17 protein-coding genes and 1 pseudogene are annotated in these 16,037 nt (G+C 44.0%); 4 read left to right on the forward strand and 14 right to left on the reverse strand.

Annotation, left to right across the window (positions count from 1 at the left end):
- From B9T38_RS15645 to B9T38_RS15665, 5 genes are all read right to left on the reverse strand, one after another.
- Positions 1 to 250: GTP-binding protein (locus B9T38_RS15645; protein WP_251992259.1), on the reverse strand; the 250-nt coding region annotated here is incomplete at its 3' end.
- A gap of 97 nt (positions 251 to 347) precedes the next feature.
- On the reverse strand, positions 348 to 2,483 hold the full coding sequence (fusA, locus tag B9T38_RS15650) for an elongation factor G (protein WP_086197644.1): 2,136 nt from the start codon (positions 2,481 to 2,483) through the stop codon (positions 348 to 350).
- Positions 2,484 to 2,615: 132 nt separating this feature from the next.
- Positions 2,616 to 3,086, reverse strand: a complete 471-nt coding sequence (gene rpsG, locus B9T38_RS15655) for a 30S ribosomal protein S7 (RefSeq protein ID WP_004648014.1) — start codon at positions 3,084 to 3,086, stop codon at positions 2,616 to 2,618.
- Positions 3,087 to 3,264: 178 nt separating this feature from the next.
- The gene (rpsL, locus tag B9T38_RS15660) at positions 3,265 to 3,639 is read right to left on the reverse strand and encodes a 30S ribosomal protein S12 (protein ID WP_004648013.1); all 375 of its coding nucleotides are present in this window, start codon (positions 3,637 to 3,639) and stop codon (positions 3,265 to 3,267) included.
- Between the two features lie 178 nt (positions 3,640 to 3,817).
- The gene (locus B9T38_RS15665; RefSeq protein ID WP_086197645.1) at positions 3,818 to 5,245 is read right to left on the reverse strand and encodes an EcsC family protein; all 1,428 of its coding nucleotides are present in this window, start codon (positions 5,243 to 5,245) and stop codon (positions 3,818 to 3,820) included.
- A 282-nt stretch (positions 5,246 to 5,527) separates the two neighbouring features.
- On the opposite strand from B9T38_RS15665, the gene B9T38_RS15670 reads away from it, so the two are divergent.
- Positions 5,528 to 6,757, forward strand: a complete 1,230-nt coding sequence (locus tag B9T38_RS15670; protein WP_086197646.1) for a beta-ketoacyl-ACP synthase II — start codon at positions 5,528 to 5,530, stop codon at positions 6,755 to 6,757.
- A 71-nt stretch (positions 6,758 to 6,828) separates the two neighbouring features.
- The gene (hemJ, locus tag B9T38_RS15675) at positions 6,829 to 7,281 is read left to right on the forward strand and encodes a protoporphyrinogen oxidase HemJ (protein ID WP_086197647.1); all 453 of its coding nucleotides are present in this window, start codon (positions 6,829 to 6,831) and stop codon (positions 7,279 to 7,281) included.
- A 64-nt stretch (positions 7,282 to 7,345) separates the two neighbouring features.
- Here the strand turns inward: hemJ and B9T38_RS15680 are convergent, their stop codons facing one another.
- The 4 genes from B9T38_RS15680 to B9T38_RS15695 form a co-directional block, all read right to left on the reverse strand.
- Positions 7,346 to 8,806 carry an amino acid permease gene (locus tag B9T38_RS15680; protein WP_086197648.1) on the reverse strand — a complete coding sequence of 487 codons (1,461 nt, stop codon included), beginning with the start codon at positions 8,804 to 8,806 and terminating at the stop codon, positions 7,346 to 7,348.
- Positions 8,807 to 8,945: 139 nt separating this feature from the next.
- Entirely contained in the window at positions 8,946 to 9,305 is a 360-nt protein-coding gene (locus B9T38_RS15685) for a RidA family protein (protein WP_213033059.1), read from the reverse strand.
- A 48-nt stretch (positions 9,306 to 9,353) separates the two neighbouring features.
- The gene (alr, locus tag B9T38_RS15690; protein ID WP_086197649.1) at positions 9,354 to 10,451 is read right to left on the reverse strand and encodes an alanine racemase; all 1,098 of its coding nucleotides are present in this window, start codon (positions 10,449 to 10,451) and stop codon (positions 9,354 to 9,356) included.
- Between the two features lie 36 nt (positions 10,452 to 10,487).
- Positions 10,488 to 11,747, reverse strand: coding sequence for a D-amino acid dehydrogenase (locus tag B9T38_RS15695; protein WP_086197650.1), 1,260 nt, complete (start codon positions 11,745 to 11,747; stop codon positions 10,488 to 10,490).
- A 137-nt stretch (positions 11,748 to 11,884) separates the two neighbouring features.
- Here B9T38_RS15695 and B9T38_RS15700 point away from each other — a divergent pair, with 137 nt between their 5' ends.
- Positions 11,885 to 12,349 (forward strand): Lrp/AsnC ligand binding domain-containing protein, encoded by a 465-nt coding sequence (locus B9T38_RS15700; protein ID WP_086197651.1) that lies wholly within the window; start codon positions 11,885 to 11,887, stop codon positions 12,347 to 12,349.
- Between the two features lie 60 nt (positions 12,350 to 12,409).
- Here the strand turns inward: B9T38_RS15700 and B9T38_RS15705 are convergent, their stop codons facing one another.
- A complete protein-coding gene (locus B9T38_RS15705) occupies positions 12,410 to 13,054 on the reverse strand; it encodes an HAD-IA family hydrolase (RefSeq protein WP_086197652.1) in 645 nt (214 codons plus the stop codon).
- Between the two features lie 101 nt (positions 13,055 to 13,155).
- Between B9T38_RS15705 and B9T38_RS15710 the strand changes: the two genes are divergently transcribed.
- Positions 13,156 to 13,923 (forward strand): hydroxymethylpyrimidine/phosphomethylpyrimidine kinase, encoded by a 768-nt coding sequence (locus B9T38_RS15710; RefSeq protein ID WP_086197653.1) that lies wholly within the window; start codon positions 13,156 to 13,158, stop codon positions 13,921 to 13,923.
- Positions 13,924 to 14,065: 142 nt separating this feature from the next.
- Here B9T38_RS15710 and B9T38_RS15715 read toward each other — a convergent pair whose 3' ends face one another.
- The 4 genes and pseudogenes from B9T38_RS15715 to B9T38_RS15730 all read right to left on the reverse strand — a co-directional run bounded on the left by B9T38_RS15715 (position 14,066) and on the right by B9T38_RS15730 (position 16,032).
- Complete coding sequence (locus tag B9T38_RS15715; RefSeq protein WP_086197654.1) at positions 14,066 to 14,401, reverse strand: YegP family protein; 336 nt, start codon at positions 14,399 to 14,401, stop codon at positions 14,066 to 14,068.
- A 296-nt stretch (positions 14,402 to 14,697) separates the two neighbouring features.
- On the reverse strand, positions 14,698 to 15,057 hold the full coding sequence (locus B9T38_RS15720) for a 5-carboxymethyl-2-hydroxymuconate Delta-isomerase (protein ID WP_086197655.1): 360 nt from the start codon (positions 15,055 to 15,057) through the stop codon (positions 14,698 to 14,700).
- Between the two features lie 191 nt (positions 15,058 to 15,248).
- Positions 15,249 to 15,590, reverse strand: coding sequence for a zinc ribbon domain-containing protein YjdM (locus B9T38_RS15725; RefSeq protein ID WP_086197656.1), 342 nt, complete (start codon positions 15,588 to 15,590; stop codon positions 15,249 to 15,251).
- Between the two features lie 95 nt (positions 15,591 to 15,685).
- Positions 15,686 to 16,032, reverse strand: a pseudogene (locus B9T38_RS15730) (DUF488 domain-containing protein).
- Positions 16,033 to 16,037: the final 5 nt, after the last annotated feature.

Below are 16,037 nucleotides of genomic sequence, written 5' to 3' on the forward strand. Positions count from 1 at the left end.
CTGGGCAGTCTACGTGAGCGTAGTGACGAGATGGAGAATCGTATTCTACGTGTGAAGTATTAATGGTAATACCACGTGCTTTTTCTTCTGGTGCAGAGTCAATTGCTGCATAATCTTTCGCTTCACCGCCGTAAGTTTTTGCACAAATAGTTGCAATCGCAGCAGTTAAAGTAGTTTTACCATGGTCGACGTGACCAATTGTGCCCACGTTTACGTGTGGTTTGTTACGTTCGAACTTAGCCTTAGCCATGAGATCTTCCTTATTAAAATACTTATGGAGGGTTTAACTCCATAAGTGATTTTGGTTTTTAACTATGAATTAGTTTGGGCTTATAGTAATCGAAAGATTACTCGTCGTCACCTTTTTTACCACCAGATTGGAACTTGCTGATGATGCCTTCAGCCACATTACGTGGAGTTTCAGCATATTTAGCGAATTCCATAGAGTATGTCGCACGACCTTGAGACATAGAACGCATTTGAGTCGCGTAACCAAACATCTCAGCCAATGGAACTTCAGCACGGATTGCTTTAGTACCACCAGGTAAATCGTCCATACCTTGAACCATACCACGACGACGGTTTAAGTCACCCATGATATCGCCCATGTAGTCTTCTGGAGTTTCTACTTCAACTTTCATGATAGGCTCAAGCAAGATAGGATCTGCTTTCATGAAACCGTCACGGAATGCGTAAGAACCAGCCATTTTGAACGATAATTCGTCAGAATCGACATCGTGGTAAGAACCATCAAATAGTGTCGCTTTAATACCCACAACAGGGTAACCAGCCAATACACCATTCTTCATACGTTCTTGGATACCTTTATCCACAGCACCGAAGAATTCTTTAGGAACTACACCACCAACAACTTCTTCAGCGAACTCGTAGTCTTTACCAGCATCAGCATCCATTGGTTCTAAACGTACGTATACGTGACCAAATTTACCTTTACCACCAGTTTGACGTACGAATTTACCTTCTTGTTCAACTGTCTTTTTGATCGTTTCACGGTAAGAAACCATTGGTTTACCAATGTTTGCTTCAACACCGAATTCACGCTTCATACGGTCAACGATGATGTCAAGGTGAAGCTCACCCATACCAGCAATAATGGTTTGGCCTGATTCTTCGTCAGTACGAACGCGGAATGATGGATCTTCCTTAGCCAAACGACCTAAAGCAATTGACATTTTTTCTTGGTCAGCTTTAGTTTTTGGTTCAACAGCCAATGCAATTACTGGCTCTGGGAATTCCATACGTTCAAGTGTGATGACATTTTTCTCATCACAAAGTGTATCACCAGTTGTAACGTCTTTAAGACCTACACACGCAGCGATATCACCCGCACGGATTTCTTCAACGTCTTGACGATCGTTCGCGTGCATTTGCACGATACGGCCGATACGTTCACGTTTAGATTTAACCGGGTTATAAACAGAGTCACCTTGTTTAAGAACACCAGAATAAACACGTACGAATGTCAAGTTACCTACGAATTTGTCGTTCATGATTTTGAACGCAAGCGCAGAGAACGGAGCTTCGTCAGATGCTTCACGAATCGCTTTAGTTTCAGCTTTATCGTCAAGTACACCTTCGATTGCTTTAACTTCAGTCGGTGATGGCAAGAATTCAATTACTGCGTCCAACATACGTTGAACACCTTTGTTTTTGAATGCTGTACCACAAAGCATTGGTTGAATTTGACAAGCCAAAGTCTGAACACGTAGACCAGCAACGATATCTTCTTTAGAAAGATCGCCTTCTTCTAGGTATTTGTCCATTAGCTCTTCAGAAGCTTCAGCAGCAGCTTCAACCATATTGGTACGCCATTCTTCAGCAGAAGCTTGAAGTTCAGCCGGGATATCACCGTATTCGAACTTCATACCTTGTGAAGCTTCATCCCAAATGATCGCTTTCATTTCGATCAAGTCGATCACGCCTTGGAAGTTTTCTTCAGCGCCAACAGGGATAACTACAGGTACAGGAGATGCACCTAAACGTGTCTTCATTTGTTCAACAACACGGAAGAAGTTTGCACCTGTACGGTCCATCTTGTTCACGAATGCTAAACGAGGAACTTGGTATTTGTTCGCTTGACGCCATACAGTTTCAGACTGAGGTTGTACACCACCTACAGCACAGTAAACCATACATGCACCATCAAGAACACGCATAGAACGCTCAACTTCGATTGTGAAGTCAACGTGTCCCGGAGTATCAATTACGTTGATACGGTGTTCTGGGAACTGTTTACTCATACCTGACCAGAATGTAGTCGTAGCAGCAGAAGTGATGGTAATACCACGTTCTTGCTCTTGTTCCATCCAGTCCATTGTTGCTGCACCATCATGTACTTCACCAATTTTGTGAGATACACCTGTGTAGAACAAAATACGTTCTGTAGTCGTGGTTTTACCAGCATCGATGTGAGCTGAGATACCAATGTTACGGTAACGAGAAATTGGGGTTTGACGAGCCATGATTTCTTGCATTCCTAAATTTTGTTGTTTAAAACAGGACGCTTTAAGCTGCCAAGCAGCTTAAAGCGATTCGATGACAACATGGTGAAAACCAAAATTGCCACCCTCCTGAATAGGGGCTGTTTTATCCGCTTAGAAACGGTAGTGAGAGAAGGCTTTGTTGGCTTCAGCCATACGGTGCACATCTTCACGTTTTTTAATCGCTGAACCCTTACCTTCAGCTGCATCAAGCAACTCACCAGCAAGACGTAAAGCCATTGTTTTTTCAGAACGCTTAGCAGCAGCGTCTACTAACCAGCGCATAGCTAGGGCAGTACGACGGGATGGGCGTACTTCCATAGGCACTTGATAAGTAGCACCACCAACACGGCGTGCTTTTACTTCGACCATAGGACGAACTTTTTCAAGAGTAGTCTCGAAAAATTCAACTGGGTCTACTTTAGATTTTTCTTGAACGCGATCTAAAGCACCGTAAACGATACTTTCAGCAATAGATTTTTTACCATCTTGCATTACGTGGTTCATGAATTTAGCGATTGTTTGGCTGCCGAACTTAGGATCCGGAAGGATTTCACGGGCAGCGACTACGCGACGTCTTGGCATTTTAATACACCTATAAATATGACACTTCAGGTTTATCCAGCATGAGTACAAAGTGTCATGTACATTCGCTGGCCTTACTACACGTCGCTTGAATTTCACAAAATTAAATGCAGAAATCAGACAAGCGAGACGATAAAGGATTGCGGTTCTACGTTCTTAAAAAGCTAATCTAAACAGATTATTTCTTAGGACGTTTAGTACCGTATTTAGAACGAGACTGGTTACGATCTTTAACACCAGCGCAGTCTAAAGAACCACGAACGGTATGGTAACGTACACCTGGTAAGTCTTTAACACGACCACCACGGATAAGCACAACACTGTGCTCTTGTAGGTTATGGCCTTCACCACCGATATAGCTTGATACTTCAAAACCAGAAGTTAAGCGAACACGGCAAACTTTACGCATTGCTGAGTTAGGTTTTTTAGGTGTAGTTGTGTAAACACGTGTACAAACACCACGACGTTGTGGACAAGCCTTCAACGCAGGAACTTTTGATTTTTCAATCAAAGTCGTACGACCCTTACGGATCAACTGATTTGTTGTTGCCATTTGGCAATTCTCCCGTTAATAAAAAGCCTCAAAAAAATACCACTTTTTGAGGGCACACAATTGTAAGCGAAGATAGCAAAATGGTCAATATTCGAGGCCATATCAAATATTGACCACTTAGCTGTATATTGGTCAGTAGACGCTTTTTTAAAGACGCAATTCCAGACTTTTATGCACTCTATTTTGTAACTTTTTTCTTGGCGGGCTTAGGGGCTTCATTTTGTTCAGATTGCGAAGCAGCAAGTTGCTCAGTGCCTGCATCCGCTCCTTCAACACCTGCCTGCGTATATTCATCTATTTCCGGTTCATCCACCGTGATAGCTGGTTTTTGCGGTTCAACCTGTGCATGCGGTTCAACCATGTGTTCAGCCAAATACTCTAATCCTTGTTCTACCCGCTCACTTTTACGCTCGTCATCCGCGATGGCATCATCTGATTTCTTCTTAATAGTTACTTTGGCAATCGTGCTATGCCCTTGCACCGGAATGTCCTGATCAAGTTTAAGCTCGCCGGAATTTGGCTCGTCTTTAGTAAAGGGATTTAACAATCTTGGCGCTGCCTGCGCCAACAGCTCCAGGGATTTTTCATAAGCCGCAATAGGAGACAACTCCACTCCCTGATGCTGCTGCAAATAGCTTCTGGCATGGGAAAATATTTGCTGGGCTTTCTGGTTGACATCTTCCACCAGTTTCCAGCTATAGGCTGCACCTATACCTGCTCCGGCAACAGGCGTTAATTTACTGATCAATGAAAGGTTTGGAAGGTGATTTAACCAGTTCCATTTCATGTCGCCATTTTCATTGACCAGCCATTTTTTCAGTGGCTCACTGTCATTGCTGGAACCCAGCATGTTTTGCAATTGTGCAGTGTCATTGGTTTGCAGCATATTGGAAACGATTTTGAGTGCCATCAACACACTCTGCTTTTCAGCAATCTGGCCCAAGTCGATTTGTTTAAACACAAACTGGACAATATCCTGTTCGGTGTCTTTGTTCAATTCAAAGCCATAGGCACGTCCCACCTGATAAATCATGCGCAAGGACATGAGCAGTGATAAAGGCACGTCAATCGCTGAACCAACTACGCCTGTGGCACCGGTAACAGCCCCCTGTATAGAAGCCAGCCATTTGTTTTGTTCTGCCAACGCCTGACTCAGCCGTTTGGAACGGTCGACATCCTGAGTCAGTTCCTGTAAATCTTTTGCTCCAGCCTGATCCAGTACAGTATCTACAGAACTGAGATTTGAAGTAAACTGATTTAAATGGTCAAAAAAATAGTCCGAAACCTTGTCTGAAAAGTCCGGCACAACAAAACTGGCCACACGATTCACTTTGCTGTACTGGCGACCCAGCAATTGTCTGGAGACATTGGGTAAATACTCACGCATCATTTGTTGAGGATTATCATATTTTCTGGGTTCAAATACGCTTTGAGAACGGGCACTTCCCTCAATGACATGACCATTGACCAAGGCCCCGGAAGCCTTGCCAGCACGCTCGGCAGCCGCGTGATTCAGTGCACTCATTCCTGTTGCACTGATCTTTTTAGCCACTCCCAAAGCATTGGAGAGGAATCCACCTGAATGTTTATTATTGGTATCTGCCATTCTTTTACCCTCATCTTCTATTCTTACAATTATTGATAAATACTAGGTGTAGTCTAAGTTTATCTCAACACGAATGTGTATCTTTTAGTTAATTATGCCGCCTAAACATTACAGATACATACTGTCGAAATAGGCATAATATTTGCCATAAGAATTCAAAACCCTTTCTGCTATCATGAATGCGACCGAAAGACATGAGTAATGCGCTGGATTGAGGTTTTTACTTTTCTGCCTGAATCAGCTGCCTTTACTCAAAAATATCACCATATAAGGGATCTTTAGATGAAGCGTGTTGTAATCACTGGTATGGGTATCAACTCATGCATTGGTAATTCTTTAGAAGATGTCACTCATTCTTTACAAAACGGGATTTCTGGAACACGTTTTAACCCGACTTATGCAGAATTAAACTTTAAGAGCCATGTCAGTGCAGCCGCTGAACAAGATTTTGACCATATTGACCGTAAATTGAAACGCTTTATGGGTGTTTGTGCCATGTATGCCTACAACTCGGCAGTTGCTGCGGTAGAACATGCAGGTTTAAGCGTTGAAGATTTGGCGGGCAACCCACGTTATGGGATTACCGGTGGTTCAGGTGGTGGTTCAACTGCATCTGTCATTGAAATGAACGAATTACTGCAAACCAAGGGTGCGCGTAAAGTAGGTCCTTTCTTTGTTCCTCGCAACATGACCAACACCATTACCGCAAACGTGGGCGTTGCTTTTAAATTACAAGGTGTAGCACATACCATTACCAGCGCATGTGCAACTTCTGCCGATGCCATTGGTTATGCCTATAACCTGATTCAACTCGGCAAACAGGATTTAATGCTGGCAGGCGGTGGTGAAGAAGATCACTGGTCACAAAGCTTATTGTTTGATGCCATGGGTGCACTTTGCTCTAAATACAATGACACGCCTGAAACAGCGTCTCGCCCATATTCGGATGACCGTGACGGCTTTGTCATTGCCGGTGGTGGTGGTTTCGTGGTGCTTGAATCACTGGAACATGCGCAAGCGCGTGGTGCAAATATCCTGGCTGAAGTAGTTGGCTATGCTGCAAACAGCGATGGTGCAGACATGGTTGCACCAAGTGGTGAAGGTGCAACACGCTGCATTCTGATGGCACTGGAAGAAGCGAAACAGCATGGTGTTGACAAGATTGACTATGTGAATACCCATGGTACTTCAACTCCAGCTGGTGACGTGACTGAACTGAAAGCCATGGAACGTGCATTTGGTGAAGGTCAAGTACCGCCTATCAGCTCAACCAAGTCTATGACCGGTCACAGCCTGGGTGCTGCGGGCGTACATGAAGCCATTTATTCAGTCCTGATGATGCAAAATGACTTTATTGCACCAAACATCAACGTGACTGAACTGGATGAAGGTGCAAAACCGTTTGATATCGTACTTGAAAAACGTGACGCAAAATTGAATACTGTGATGAGTAACAGTTTCGGTTTTGGCGGTGTAAATGCTTGTCTCGTTTTCAAAAAATGGGAAGGCTAAGCTAAGAAGTGTTGATCATTCAGCAGTGGATGATCAACTTCTGCCACACTGCCCTTTAAAAGGGTGAATGGATGGATGCTCCTTCTGATGCTTTCTTGTGGGTAAAAGCATTACATATTATTGCTGTGGTTTGCTGGTTCGCTGCATTGTTCTACCTGCCACGTCTATACGTTTACCATGCCATGAGTGATGATGCAGTGAGTCATCAGCGTTTTGAAGTCATGGAACGCAAACTATACCGTGGCATTATGTGGCCCTCAATGATTGCAACACTGATCACCGCACACTTTCTGGTCGATTGGGGTGATGCAACGCGTCATTATCACGATGCACTGTGGTTTTACCTGAAGGTCGGATTGGTCGGATTATTGGTAATTTATCATTTTGTTTGTGGTTATTACCGTAAAAAACTGATCGGTAACGCGCATTATAAATCACACAAGTTCTGGCGCTTCTTTAATGAAATGCCAACGCTGATTTTATTTGCCGTAGTAATTCTAGTGGTGGTGAAACCCATCTTCTAAGCATCAAAAAAGCCCTCAATCGAGGGCTTTTTTACATCTGACAAAAACCATATCTGAGAGAAACTTAGTTCAACATTTCCTGATTACGTTTCACCCGCATGTCCTGATGACGTTTGCGCATCCGCGGTTTATACAGGAGTTGATAGGTCACGGCTAAAATAATCAGCCAAATCGGACTGATCATCAGGGCACGCAAGGTATCGGCTTCCAGACTTAAAATAATCAAAGTAAAGAATAAAAATACCAGTACCACATAGGACATCCATATCCCGCCCGGCATTTTAAAGGTTGACTGGGCATGCAGTTCTGGACGCAATTTACGGTAACGGATGTAGCACACCATGATGATGCTCCAAATACTGATAAACAAAATCACGCACAGCGAACTTGCCAAGGTAAAGGCTTCAACCGTGTTCGGTACAAAGTATTGCAATGCTGCACCTGCCATAATAAAGGCACAAGAGAACAATAAACCTTTGGCAGGTACGGCACGCTTAGACAATTGCGCCAGATTTTGCGGAGCCTGCCCTTCCCGCGCCAAGCCAAACAGCATGCGCGACGTTGAAAATACGCCACTGTTCATGGATGACATGACCGATGACAGCACCACCAGGTTCATGATAATGGCTGCTGCACCAATACCCGCATGCATGAACAGCGATACAAATGGACTCTGATCCGCAGGAATCTGGTTCCACGGGGTCACAGACATCACAATGAAAAGTGACAACACATAGAACAAAATAATCCGGGTCGGAATGGCATTCACCGCTTTGGGCAAGTTCTTTTCAGGGTCTTGGGTTTCTGCTGCCATGGTTCCGATCAGTTCCACACCAACAAAAGCAAACAAGGCAATCTGGAAACCAGCCAGGAAACCGCTGCCACCTTGCGGGAACATGCCGCCATGCGACCAGACATTACTAAAACTGGCAAGCGAACCTCCTGGCGCATGAAAATGGTTAAACACCATAAAGCCACCAATACCAATCAGTCCCAAAATAGCCAAAATCTTGATGAGGGCAAACCAGAATTCAATTTCGCCAAACAGACGTACGGCGAGCATATTAATACCGAGCACCAATAACACGCAGGCCACGCTGATCATGGCCTGTCCGGATGGGGTAAAGGCCATCCCTTCAGGCAGCCAAAAGCTGAGATAGTTGATAATAGCAGCCAAGTCTGCGATGCCAACCAGCACCCAGCCCAGCCAGTAGGACCAGCCAATATAGTAGCCTGCACCCGGACCAATCAGGTCATGCGCCATATCGATAAAGGATTTGTAATGCAGGTTGGAGAGTAAAATTTCGCCCAATGCACGCATCAGGAAAAAGAACATGGTACCAATGATGGTATAGATCAATAAAATTGAAGGGCCAGCCAGGGAGATGGTTTTGCCTGAGCCCATAAACAGGCCTGTCCCAATCGCGCCACCAATGGCAATGAGTTGCAGGTGACGGTTGGACAGTTTTCGTTGTAGTTCATGCGATGATGCCTTGGCATCGTCTGCTCGTGGTGTAGTGGTCATAACTGAACATCCTTTTAACATACGATTGCGTGTAAACCATGTGCTTTACATTGCCGGTCATCCCAACCAGCAACATTTACACGCCAGGCAGCACATCGGTCTCAACCGCTTTGCTGCCATACGGGGGAGATTTTTAACATTAAGGCTGTGCCGCCGTTACCGCAATTTCAATCAACCAGTCCGGATTGACTAGATCCGCCTGAATAGTGGCACGTGAAGGTGGAGTACAACCTTTCATCCAGTCAATCCAAATGGCATTGACGATTGAAAAGTCAGCGAGATTTTTAATATAAAGCTGTGCAGACAGCAACCGGGATTTATCGGTTCCGGCCAAAGCCAGCAATTCATCAATAGTGGCTAAAATTTCATGGGTCTGACCTGCGACACCATTACTGGTGTTTTTAGGTACTTGCCCGGAAAGATAAACCACCTGATTGAACACTGTCACGGCGCTCATGACAGCATTACTATTGAACTTTTCTATATCGCTATGAGACATCTACATTTCCTTGTATCAATAAATTGAATGATCTGTTTTTTTTTAAATTTAATCTTGGATAAAATTGACGCGTGCAGTGACAGCACACATCAGCTCATAGCCAATCGTGCCTGAACCTGCCGCCACTTCATCAATACTGAGCACAGTGCCGTGTTTCGATGTACCCCACAGCACCACTTCACTACCGACTTGGGCACTTGGGAGATGAGATAAATCGACCGCGAGCATATCCATGCTGACACGTCCGACCAAACTGCTGCGTTGACCATCGACTAAAATGGGCGTACCTGTTGCGGTAATACGTTGATAACCATCGGCATAGCCACAGGCTACGATGCCAACACTCATTTCCTTTTCAGCAATAAACCTGGAGCCATAACCTACGCTATCCCCCGCTTTAAGCTGTTGAACGGCAATGATTTCACTGCGTAGACTCATTGCAGGCTGCAGGTTCCAGTCATCAATGCTATGTGCGGGGAAATCGGGAGAACTGCCGTAAAGCATGATGCCGCTACGAATCACATCCGACTGCAACTGCTGATGGCGTAAGATGGCTGCACTGTTACATACGGAACGCGCACCCGGTAAATCATGGGTGATTACCTCAAACAACTGGCATTGATGCTCAATGCCGTCACGTCCTAAACGCTCACCGTCAGCATCGGAGAAATGCATCATGTGAGTGATGCTTTGAACATTATTCAGTTGAGATAATTGTTGCCAGATGTCGCAGTAATGAACAGCCGCAAAACCCAGACGGTTCATGCCACTGTTCATTTTCAGGTAAACATCAAACCTGGCTGGTCTGGGGAATCGGGCTAACCATTCAATCTGATATTGGCTATGAAGGGTGAAACTCAAATTCAGCTCATCACAGTCAAACAGATCTTGCTCGGAAAAGATGCCTTCAAGCAATAAGACAGGACCTTTCCAGCCCAGAGCACGAATGCGTTTCGCCTCTGCCAAATCGAGCAGCGCAAAACCATCGGCAGATTTGAAAGCTTGATAGACGCGCTCAATACCATGACCATAGGCATTAGCTTTCACCACCGCATAGACTTGGCTATTCGGCATTTTGGTACGGGCAACATTTAAATTGTGCTGCAGTGACTGACGATGAATCACTGCAGTAATAGGACGTGGCATGTTGTTCTTCCTTGAATCAATATGACCTAAAACAGATTAGGCTGCTGAAGGGTAACGTTGGATCGATAGACCTTCGGTACTGATGTCCGGTTGATGATTCATGACCAGGTCACTGATCAACTTGCCTGAACCGCAGGCCATGGTCCATCCCAGCGTGCCGTGACCGGTGTTGAGGAACAGGTTTTTAAAACGTGTTGCACCAATAATCGGGGTAGAGTCCGGTGTCATTGGACGTAAACCAGTCCAGAAGGTCGCTTCTGCCAGGTTTCCACCCGGGAATAAATCTTTGGTAACCATTTCCAGAGTTGCACGACGATCCTGATTCAAGCCATGGTTAAAACCACTCAGTTCTGCCATACCACCCACCCGGATACGCTGATCAAAACGGGTAATGGCAATCTTGTAAGTCTCATCCAGCACCGTAGACTGCGGTGCAAATGCAGGATCTACAATTGGAATGGTGAGTGAATAGCCTTTCACCGGATAAACCGGTAAATTCAGGTGTAATGGTTTTAAAAAGTCACGTGAATAACTGCCAAAAGCCAAGACATAACGGTCTGCAGTAAGGACTTGTCCATTTACCACCACGCCCTTGATGTCATCACCCTCAACCACCAGTTTTTCAACATTTTGGTTGAACTTAAACTCTACACCCAGCTCTTTGGCCAAGTTTGCAAGCGCATTGGTAAAGAGGTAGCAGTCGCCAGTTTCATCATTTGGCAGATGCAGGCCACCGACCAGTTTATCTTTAGCAAATTCCAAAGCAGGTTCTACTTTGGCCAGATCATCTTTGAGCAAAAGTTCATGCTCCACACCACATTCTTTTAACACCTGAATGTCACGTTGAACCATGTCTAGTTGCGCTTCATTACGAAAAACTTGCAAAGTACCTTTAGAACGGTTTTCATAATGAATGCCGGTCTCTTTACGCAGCTCTCTGAGGCAGTCACGGCTATACTCTGCCACCCGGGTCATGCGCTCTTTATTAATTGCATAGCTGTGTGGATTACAGTTCTTGAGCATCTGTGCCATCCACTGTAATTGCCACATGCTGCCATCCATATTGATGGCAAGCGGTGCATGATGCTGGAACATCCATTTCACCGCTTTAAAAGGAATACCGGGCGCTGCCCATGGCGTCGAATAACCTGGTGAAACCTGACCTGCATTGGCAAAACTGGTTTCTTCAGCAGGACCAGACTGACGGTCCAAGACAGTAACGGTTGCTCCCTGTTGTGCGAGGTAATACGCACTTGCAACCCCGATTACACCACTACCCAAGACAATTACACGCATTGCTTATCCCTAACGCATACTAGTTTATTTCACTAGTATATTTTTTGATTGATAGTTTTTTTCACTGTTTTAAGCACTATAATCTAGGTAATTTAATAGTTTCGTCGCGAAAAAATTCTAAAAAAAGGAAAATCATAATGCGTAAATTGGATCGTATAGATCAACAGATTCTGGATATTTTGCAGCGCGATGGACGGATTGCCATCAGCGAATTGGCATCTCGGGTCAATCTGTCTACTACCCCCTGTTCGGAACGGGTCAAACGCCTGGAACGCGATGGCATCATCATGGGCTATTACGCGCGGCTGAATCCGCAACTGGTCGATCGCAACTTGCTAGTGTTTTTAGAAATCAAACTTTCTGCCAAATCAGGCGATGTGTTTGATCAGGTTGCACGTGATTTGGTGGAAATTCCTGAAGTTCTGGAATGTCACCTGATTTCAGGCGAATTTGATTATCTGGTGAAAGCACGTTTAAAAGAAATGAGCGCCTATCGACGTCTACTCGGCGACTTACTCAAAAAACTTCCCTCCTCCGCTTCCTCACACAGTTACATTGTCATGGAAGAAGTGAAGGAAAGTTTTTATCTGGACCTACGTTAACAGTCCCAAAAGCTTGATTCAGGGTAGGTACTAAGGGAACTACTTGCTTGTATTAAGTAATCAAAAAAATTGAAGCAGATCGGAAAATTTGGCTATCCGTGCTTTAGGTTTGGCCTGAGTAAGCTCTGCATCAGAGCCATAACCATAGTCCACTGCGATGGTGTCTATACCATTGCTGCGAGCACCAAAAATATCATGCTCACGGTCACCCACCATCACACATTCAGCTGGATCTAACTTTTCCTTTTCAAGGATATAGGCAATCAAATCGCCCTTGTTGGTACGCTCACCATTCAGCTCGCTGCCATAAGCATATGTAAAATATTGCAGCAGATCAAAATGTTCTAAAATCTGCTTGGCATAGATTTGAGGTTTTGCCGTAGCCAAATACAAACGGAAACCTTTTTGCTGCAAGGTTTGCAAAGTTGCAGCTACATCTTCAAAAACATGATTTTCATACAAGCCGGTCACAGCAAAACGTTCCCGATAGCCCATCAATGCCTGTTCAGCCAAAACATCATCCACTGCAACATTTAAAATTTTCGCCAAAGATGCCTGCAAAGGTGGACCAATAATCCAGTCGATGTTGACGTCATCGGCAATCGGATGACCTACTTTGGCCAGACCATAACGCGCTGAAGTGGTAATCCCCACTTTGGGATCAGTTAATGTTCCGTCTAAATCAATCAAAATATTCTTAATCACCAACCAACCCTTCAACTTAAATTTTTACTTCACAAATACTATCGAGACTTGGCTCAAAGTTGCCTATACTAACGCAAATTTTGTGATTTAAGGACATCATTGTGCGCCCTACTGTACTTTGCTTTTCTGGTTTAGATCCATCGGGTGGCGCTGGCTTGCAGGCAGATATTGAAGCGATTGGCCAAAGTGGCGCACATGCAGCAATTGCCTGTACTGCGCTGACCATTCAAAACTCGCAGCAGGTGTTTGGTTTTGAAGCAACCTCCAAAGAATTACTGTTGGCTCAGGCGCATGCCGTGGTGGGTGACTTACCAATTAAATGTGTTAAATCAGGCATGTTAGGCACCACAGACAATATTGCAGCTTTGGCTGAATTTTTACGTGAACATCCTGAATATCTGTATGTGCTCGATCCGGTACTGGTAGCCAATAGTGGCGGTTCACTGGGTGATCAAGCCACACTGGTGAAAGCCTTTGTCGAGCTGATTCCGCTGGCTACCGTTCTGACACCTAATACGGTTGAGCTTCGTGCACTTACTGGTGTTGAAGATCTCGACCAGGCCACAGCAAAACTTTTTGCCATGGGCGCTAAAGCGATTTTGGTCAAAGGCGGACATGAAGATACCCCGGACTATATCCGCAATGCCTTATATATAGATGGCAAACTGGTGTCTGAAACCCGATGTCCTCGCCTTGAAGGTCAATATCACGGTTCAGGCTGTTCACTGGCCAGTTTCATTGCCGGCCGTTTGGCACAAGGCGATGATTTAAAACAAGCGGTGAATCATGCAGAAACCTGGCTGTTTGGTGTGCTAAAAAAGGCGGAATCCCCTGTACCGTATGGCCAGAAAATCCCTAAACGCTTTTAAATTCCTCTACCGCATAAAAAGCTGCATAAAAATCTGATGATCAGCCCGCTATTCGGGTTTGATCTCAGGCTCTAGCTGGTTTTTCTCTACTCAAAAATAAAGCATGTATCAATACATGCTTTAATCTGAGCATTGATTTGATTTATGCAATCAGGTCTTTAATGGTGGTGCTGGAACCGTTATTTTTTACCGACTCAATTCCTTTCTCGCGTGCCTGCTCACTTGCATACAGTTGGCTGGTGCCAATAATTTGATAATTGGCTGCCTTTAAATTGAAATAGGGCTTACCGTTTTTCGCTTCCAGACGTTCATAGCGGCTATCCTCAGGGCTATTTTTTTGCACCGATTCAATGCCATTCTGTGCCGAAGCTTTGCTCTTGTATAATTCGCTGCTCAGAATCACTTCCCCATTGCCAGCTTTCAAAACAAAGCGATATTGTCCATCACTGGCCTGACTGACTTCATACCATCCTGCCATATAAAATACTCCCCTTGTTATTGTAAAAGTTATAAAAGAATCGAATTTATATGATTAAAAATACGCTATTTATATGAAATAAAAATGACTTTTTATTTCAAAAAAAGCACATTTTATGATCATGATTTAAATCTGGATTGTATGATTTATCGCCTTAAAAGGACACTGGACCATTCTTATCAAAGCCCAGTTTTCTCCAGGTACAGTTTCTATCGCAGCACAAAACAGGCCGCCAAGAGAATAGATTGCCCCTCTATTCTCCCCCTGGCTGTTGATATTGAATAAGTAGCCAAGCCCTAAACAATTTTTTTAGCATAGGTGGCTTTCTGCATTTCCAATATTTCCACACAAATCTGTACACTGACTTGGCTTTGAGCTGGTATGTGCTGTTCAAGTGTGTGCAGAATCACTTGAGCAATTTGCTGTTGTAACTCCAGACTACGTCCAGCCAATAAAGAAACTTTCGCATGGACATAGGCTTGTGAAACATCTCCCAAACCAATGACATAGTCGTGCTGGCAAATGGCACGGCTTTTTAGCTCATTTGCAGCAGTAACATAAGCTCCCTCAACCAGCGCCTGATTTAAAGCAAGCAGGAGGGGTTTTGGTTCAAAATTTTCTACATTGTCTGAATATTCAAGATGGATATGCGGCATAACAAAAATTTTTTAAGATGAAAGACAGTAGTTATAGCATGAAGGGAGTAATCATCAGATAGGTTATGTCAATGCTGAATCAAGCATAGCAATTATAAAAAACCAATTCCAAAATCATGCGCAAATGGGCACCAGCTCATAAAAAAGCTCCAGCATGTCGCCAGAGCTTTTTTGGTTTTTAATGTAGTGAATTAAGCTTTTTTCACAAATTCAGATTTTAATTTCATGGCACCAAAGCCATCCACTTTACAGTCCAGATCATGACCATCACTTGAGTCAGGTAATAAACGAATATTCTTCGCCTTGGTCCCAACTTTAATAACCGATGAAGAACCTTTAATTTTCAGATCTTTAATCAGGGTAACAGTATCGCCATCAGCAAGCACATTGCCATTTGCATCTTTAATAATTGTAGCCTGTTCAGCACTGCTTTCACCCTCTTTCCACTCATGAGCGCATTCTGGGCAAATCAGTAAATCGCCATCTTGATAAGCATATTCTGAATTACATTTGGGGCAATTTGGCAAAGACATAAAAAACCTCAAAAATCTTATTATAACATTTTATCAACCAATCTTTTGCTAAAACCTTATTTATATTAGGGAATAAAACCTCCCATCAGATGCTTTCAGTTTCCCTCTAAAACCTGTTTAAGTACAATTACATGGTTATATTTTTCACTTTTTGCCGCAGTGATGAGGCTAATTTTTCCTGTTTAGCGATTTCTCTAATTTACTGCAATAACGTTGCTTGTTGCTGTAGTTCAGCTCTGTAACGTTGCTGAAATTCGTCCCAATGTTTGGGGTCATGTGCATACCATTTTCGCAGCTCAGTCGATGGCGTGATTTCTTTAGCCCACAAATCAATTTTGGCATCTTCCTTTTTAATGCCTCTGGGCCACAGCCGGTCAACCAGAATACGTTTACCATCTGAAGGTGAAACTTCCGCATAGGCACGTTTAATTTGAATTTGCATTGTAA

This window comes from Acinetobacter sp. ANC 4218, assembly GCF_002135245.1.
Classification (GTDB): Bacteria; Pseudomonadota; Gammaproteobacteria; order Pseudomonadales; family Moraxellaceae; genus Acinetobacter.